This window comes from Clostridium porci, assembly GCF_009696375.1.
GTDB classification, from domain to species: Bacteria; Bacillota; Clostridia; order Lachnospirales; family Lachnospiraceae; genus Enterocloster; species Enterocloster porci.
In genome coordinates, this window is record NZ_VUMD01000041.1 from 1 (window position 1) to 6409 (window position 6409).

Consider the following 6409-nt stretch of genomic DNA (forward strand, 5'->3'; position numbering starts at 1 on the left):
GAAGCAGCCGCCCGAACCCGCAAGCTGAAAGTGCAAAACGCAGACCCTTTGCACTTTGCACTTTCGCACTTTCACAAGAATTTGCGTCAATAACTCAAAAAAGCACTTGACAAAACGCTTCATGGGGTACGGAGGCGGACATAAAGCCGTTTGTAGACCCCAAGTTTGAAAACAATATCATCTTGACCGGGACAGAATTTCTCACCATGAACACCCGTCCCAAAAATCCGGCCAACGCCAGAAACTTAAACGCCTGTGTCATCGGTTCGTCCGGCTCGGGCAAGACGAGGTTCTGGCTCACGCCCCAGCTCCTTCAAGCCCATTCGTCCTATGTGGTGGTAGACCCCAAGGGCGGCACCCTCGCCCAATGCGGTTATTTCCTGCAAAAAAAGAAGGGCTACAAGGTCAAGGTGTTCAACAGCATAGATTTTTCCAAGTCTATGCACTATAACCCGATGGCCTACATCAAGACAGAAAGCGATGTGCTGAAATTCGTCAACGCCCTGATTGCCAACACCAAGGGGGACGGCAAAGAGGGGGACGAGTTCTGGACGAAAGCGGAAACGCTTCTGTACTGCGCCCTTGTGGCCTATATCGTCTTTGAGGGGCCGGAGGAAGAACGCAACATGAATACGCTGGTTGAAATGATAAACAGCATGGAAGTACGGGAGGATGATGAAAGTTTCAAGAACGCCGTGGACTATATGTTTGACGGCCTCGCCAAGCGCAACCCCCAGCATTTCGCTGTGCGCCAGTATGCCAAATATAAGTTAGCCAGCGGCAAAACAGCCAAGTCGATTTTGATTAGCTGCGGAGCCCGGCTGGCTCCCTTTGACATAGCGGAGCTTCGGGAGATTATGAGCTATGACGAGCTGGAGCTTGACAAGCTCGGGGACGATAAAACGGCCCTGTTCTTTCTGATAAGCGATACAGACACCACCTACAACTTTATCGTGGCCCTTGCATTTTCGCAGATGTTCAACCTTCTGTGTGAACGGGCCGACAACAAATACGGGGGCCGCCTGCCCCATCATGTGCGGGTGCTGTGGGACGAAGCGGCCAACACCGGACAGGTGCCGGGACTGGAAAAAATCGTGGCTGTCATCCGGTCAAGAGAAGTCAGTCTGACCCTCTTTTATCAGGCCATGAGCCAGTGCAAGGCCCTGTATAAAGACAACGCCGAAACCATCATGGGCAACATGGACAGCATTGTGTTTCTGGGAGGCCGTGAAGCGTCCACCCTAAAGGACATATCGGAAAACTGGCTGGGCAAGGCTACCATCTCCATGCAGACAGACAGCCGCACAAGGGGCCAGTCGGAAAGCTACGGGCTCAACACCCAGCGCCTGGGCCGGGAGCTTTTGACCACCAGTGAAATCACTACCATGCCCGGAAACAAGTGCCTATTACAGCTTCGGGGCCTGCCCCCATTCTTTTCGCCCAAGTATGATTTGAAGCAGCACCCCAACTACCGCTACACAGCGGAATATGACAGTAAACGGAACGCCTTTCATCTGGAACGCCTGACTTCCCGGCGATTGAGACTAAAGCCAGAGGAAGAATACACGGTGTACGAGGTGGATGCCTCTGACGAGGACACTGACATTCTCAATTATGACGATCTGGACAGCGCAGACGATTTCGTTTAACTGATAGATGGACTTCGGGCCAACTTGGCCGAGATTCGCCGCCGCCTGAAAGGGCGGCTTTTTTGTTACCCACAATTCAATCTTTTATCAAATGGAGGAAATGTATATGGAATTTTTCGCTTCTGCTGTTGACACTCTGAAGGTTCTGGTTATGGCTATCGGCTGCGGCCTCGGTGCGTGGGGTATCGTCAACCTGCTGGAAGGTTACGGTGCCGACAACCCTGCAAGCAAGAGCCAGGGCATGAAGCAGCTCATGGCTGGCGGCGGTATCGTCCTGCTGGGCATGAACCTGATCCCTCTGCTGGCAAACCTGTTCTAATCTTCCCAAAGGAGTAAGCTATGCAAAGTATCTTCGACGCTATCACGGAATGGCTCAAAGGGCTGTTGGTCGAGGGTATTATGGGGAACCTCGGCGGGCTTTTTACCAATGTGAATGAGCAGGTCGGAGAGATTGCGGCGCAGGTTGGGACGACCCCGGCGGCATGGAACGCCGGGGTCTTTTCCATGATACGGCAGCTCTCCGAAACGGTCATCCTGCCTATCGCCGGGCTGGTGCTTACCTTCGTGATGACCTATGAGCTCATTCAAATGCTGATAGAGCACAACAATCTACACAACTTCGACACATGGATCTTCTTCAAGTGGATTTTCAAGACCTTCGTTGCGGTGATGATACTGTCCAACACCTTCAACATCGTTATGGCGGTGTTCGATGTGTCCCAGCAGGTCATTCAGCAGTCGGCGGGCCTGATACAAGGTTCCACCGCCGTCACGCCGGATGTTCTGAACGATATGCAGACCCAGCTTGAAGCGATGGAGTTGGGTCCGCTCCTTGGTATCTTCCTGCAATCCTTCTTCGTGCAGTTCACCATGACGGCCTTAAATATCGTTATTTTCGTCATCGTCTACGGGCGTATGATTGAGATTTATCTGATGACAAGCCTTGCCCCCATTCCCTTCGCCACCAGCGTCAACCGGGAGGTCGGACACATGGGCCACAACTATTTCAAGTCCCTGTTCGCTGTCGGTTTCCAAGGGATGCTCATTATGGTGTGCGTGGCGATCTACGCCGTGCTGGTGCAGAGTATCGCCACGGACGGCGATATGATGAACGCCATCTGGACTTGCGTGGGGTACACGGTTCTTTTGTGCTTCGTGCTGTTCAAGACTGGGAGCCTGTCTAAATCCATCTTAGGAGCGCATTAAGCCACTTCGGGCCAAGTTGGCCCGAGGATGGAAAGGAGGAAACAAAATGACGGAACAGGACAACAAGAGCCCGGTTCAGGAGGCTCCGCCGATGAAGCTGGATGTGAGCGTCCGGGCCATCGAGCCCAAGGGCAACCTGCTGGGCTTTGCCAATGTAAAATTCAACGACTGCTTTGTGGTGGAGGATTTCAAAATCCTGCAAACCGACAAGGGCCTGTATGTGGGTATGCCCAGCAAGCCGGACAAGTCCAGCAAAACGGGCTACCGGGACACGGCCAAGCCCATCACCGGGGAGTTCAGAAAACAGCTCCACGGGGCGATCCTGACGGCCTACTCGGCGGAGATCGGACGCTTGCAGGCGGTGGCCGCAGCACAGGAGCGGCCTTCCATCAAAGATCAGTTGGAGGCCGGTGCCAAAGAAGCGGCCAGTGAAAAAGCTGCCCGGCCCCCGAAGGAGAAGCCCGCAAAAGGGGCGGAACGATGATGTATCAGGGGCCGAGTAAATCCCCGTGGGGCAAGGTGCAGACCTGTGACCTGCTTTGCCCCGGCGTATTCCTTGTGAGTACCGCCAGCCACGGCGGGACAATGGTTTCAAACGAGGTGGCGGCGTTCCTCTCCCCGGCGGCCAAACGGTGTGGCTTCAAGCGGGGCGGCTACCTCTGTTTTGAGGAAGATACGCAGGAAGATGTGGTGCTGCGGGAGCTTTTGGACAAGAAGCTTTGGCAGATACCCGAGCGTATCAAGGACAAAGCTGCCTTTGAGGAAAATATCAACCTCTCCATCAGGCGGTACAACCCCGAGTATTGGCGGGCAAGGCAGTCCGGCCTTGAAGCGGCGCAGGCTGCCCGGAAGGAGGCCCCGGCCCGCCAGACAGAACGATGACCTCGGGCCAAGTTGGCCCGAAGCTCCAAGGAGGTGATTTCATTGGCCTATGTGCCAGTACCCAACGATTTGAGCCGTATTAAGACCAAGCTGGCCTTCAACCTGACGAAGCGCCAGCTTATTTGTTTTTCCATAGCGGGCGGTATCGGTATCCCATTTTACCTGTTCACCCGCTCCCATATCGGGAACAGCACGGCCCTGTTCCTGATGATCGGCCTGATGATGCCGTGTTTTCTGTTCGCCATGTTTGAGAAGGACGGCCTTCCCTTTGAGAAGGTGCTCCGCAACATTATCCGAACCAAGTTTTTACTGCCACGGGTCAGGCCCTATAAGACCGAAAATTTCTATGCTTTTTTGAACCGAAAGGAGGAAAAGCCGATTGCAGACCAGCAAAGGGGCAAAGCGGCCGGGCGCAGAAAGAAAGCGTCCTAACCGCAAGCCCACAAAACAGGCCAAGCCGAAAAAGGCCGGGCCGCAGACCGCCCAGCAGACCATACCCTACCGGGAGCTTTTCAAGGATGGTATCTGCCGGGTAAACGATAAGCTCTACACCAAGAGCCTTGAATACGAGGACATCAACTACCAGTTGGCGCAGGCCGATGACCAGAGCGCCATTTTTGACGGCTACTGTGCGTTCCTCAATTCCTTTGACAGCTCCCTTCCGTTCCAGCTCTCCTTTATCAACCACAGGAGCCGCCCGGAAAGCAAGTACAAAATCAATATCCCCATGAAGGATGACGAGTACAGCGAAATGCGGAGCGAGTATGTGGAAATGCTGGAGGGCCAGATTGCCAAGAGCAACAACGGCATTGTGAGAACCAAGCTGTTGACCTTCGGTGTGTCGGCGGACAGCCTTGCGATTGCAAAGCCCCGCTTGGAGCGTGTGGAGGCTGACATAATGGGCAATTTCAAAAAGCTGGGGGTACAGTCCCGCTCCCTCAATGGGCTGGAACGCCTGGAGATTTTGCACGGCCAGCTCCACCCCGGCGGCACCGAGCCCTTTCGCTTCACATGGGATATGATACCGAAAACCGGGCTGGGGACAAAGGACTTTATCGCCCCAACCAGCTTTGACTTCCGGCAAAGCCGCCTATTCCGCATGGGCTCCACATGGGGAGCGGCGTCCTATATGCAGATCATGGCCTCCGAGCTTTCTGACAAGCTCCTTGCGGAGCTGTTGGAGGTGGACGCTGAAATGACCATCACCATGCACATTCAGACTGTCGATCAGGCCAAGGCCATCAAAACCATCAAGGGCAAGGTCAGCGACATTGACAAGATGAAGGTGGAGGAACAGAAAAAGGCCGTCCGAAGCGGCTATGATATGGACATACTCCCGCCCGACCTTGTTACATTCAGTCAGGACGCCAAGAACCTGTTGAACGACTTGCAGAGCCGCAACGAGCGAATGTTCCTCCTGACCTTCCTTGTGGTGAACACCGCCGCCACCCGCCGGGAGCTGGACAACGACCTGTTCACGGTGTCGGGTATCATGCAGAAATACAACTGCATTTTGAAGCGGCTGGACTTTCAGCAGGAACAGGGCCTTATGTCCAGCCTGCCCCTCGGCTACAACGGCATTGAGATACAGCGGGGTATGACAACCAGCTCCACGGCCATCTTCGTTCCGTTTATGACGCAGGAGCTCCGCATGGACGGCGAGGCCATCTATTATGGCCTGAACGCCCTTTCCCACAATGTCATCATGGCGAACCGCAAGAAGCTGAAAAATCCCAACGGCCTGTATCTCGGCGTACCGGGTGCTGGAAAGAGCTTTGCCGGAAAGAGGGAGCTTGTCAATGTGTTCCTTGCCACCAATGACCGCATTATCATTCTTGACCCGATGGGCGAATACTCGCCGCTGGTGCGCCGGTTCGGACAGGACGGCCTTGTGGTGGAGATCGCCCCCAACAGCCCGCACCATATTAATCCGATGGATTTGGATGTAAGCATTGATGACGAGGTTTCGCCTATCAGTCTGAAATGCGATTTTATCCTTTCCCTGATGGAGCTGATCGTGGGCGGCAAGGACGGCTTACAGCCCGTGGAGCGCACCATCATTGACCGCTGCGCCCGCATGGTGTACCGGGACTTTCTCAATGACCCGGACAATACCCCTATGCCGACGCTTCAAAACCTGTATGACCTTCTGTGCCAGCAGACCGAGCCCGAGGCAAAGCGGTTGGCAACAGCCCTTGAGATCTATGTGTCCGGCTCCCTCAACATCTTCAACCACAAGACCAATGTGGATTACAGAAACGCCCGTGTGGTGTGCTTCGACTTGAAGAAGCTGGGGGCGGGCCTCCGCACGATTGCCATGCACATCATCAACGATCTGATGAACAGTCAGGTTTCCCACAACTTCGCCCGTGGTATCGCTACATGGTGCTACTATGACGAGTTCCATGTTCTGTTGCAGGACGAGCTGACTTCCAGCTACTTCGTCACCATCTGGAAAATGCTCCGTAAAAAGGGCTGCGTCCCGAGTGCCCTGACGCAGAATGTGAAAGACCTCCTTGCCAGCCGGCAGATCGAGAACATCTTTGGTGCGACACGTTGACGCACAAACATCACGCTATGAGGGTAATACTTCATAGACTTATGGCCATGTGATGCTAAAAGCGTCGGGCTTATCTCGGCAGGGATGAGCAACAACTGATAACCCGATAGGT

6 protein-coding genes and 1 pseudogene are annotated in these 6409 nt (G+C 54.4%); all 7 read left to right on the forward strand.

The window, feature by feature from the left end:
• Nucleotides 1-113: 113 nt before the first annotated feature.
• Nucleotides 114-1649, forward strand: a pseudogene (locus tag FYJ39_RS19995) (VirD4-like conjugal transfer protein, CD1115 family); the annotation flags it as partial.
• 106 nt (nt 1650-1755) lie between these two features.
• Nucleotides 1756-1968 carry a Maff2 family mobile element protein gene (locus FYJ39_RS20000; protein ID WP_153919671.1) on the forward strand — a complete coding sequence of 71 codons (213 nt, stop codon included), beginning with the start codon at nt 1756-1758 and terminating at the stop codon, nt 1966-1968.
• 20 nt (nt 1969-1988) lie between these two features.
• Complete coding sequence (locus tag FYJ39_RS20005) at nt 1989-2855, forward strand: VirB6/TrbL-like conjugal transfer protein, CD1112 family (RefSeq protein WP_154474072.1); 867 nt, start codon at nt 1989-1991, stop codon at nt 2853-2855.
• A 46-nt stretch (nt 2856-2901) separates the two neighbouring features.
• Nucleotides 2902-3339 carry a SpoVG family protein gene (locus tag FYJ39_RS20010; RefSeq protein WP_154474073.1) on the forward strand — a complete coding sequence of 146 codons (438 nt, stop codon included), beginning with the start codon at nt 2902-2904 and terminating at the stop codon, nt 3337-3339.
• Nucleotides 3336-3737, forward strand: coding sequence for a DUF7007 domain-containing protein (locus tag FYJ39_RS20015; protein ID WP_177614107.1), 402 nt, complete (start codon nt 3336-3338; stop codon nt 3735-3737). The genes FYJ39_RS20010 and FYJ39_RS20015 overlap by 4 nt, the downstream gene beginning before the upstream one ends.
• A gap of 42 nt (nt 3738-3779) precedes the next feature.
• The gene (locus tag FYJ39_RS20020; RefSeq protein WP_154474074.1) at nt 3780-4169 is read left to right on the forward strand and encodes a PrgI family protein; all 390 of its coding nucleotides are present in this window, start codon (nt 3780-3782) and stop codon (nt 4167-4169) included.
• Nucleotides 4170-4230: 61 nt separating this feature from the next.
• Nucleotides 4231-6297: a VirB4-like conjugal transfer ATPase, CD1110 family gene (locus tag FYJ39_RS20025; protein WP_195633627.1), complete on the forward strand. Its 2067-nt coding sequence runs from the start codon at nt 4231-4233 to the stop codon at nt 6295-6297.
• Nucleotides 6298-6409 lie beyond the last annotated feature (112 nt).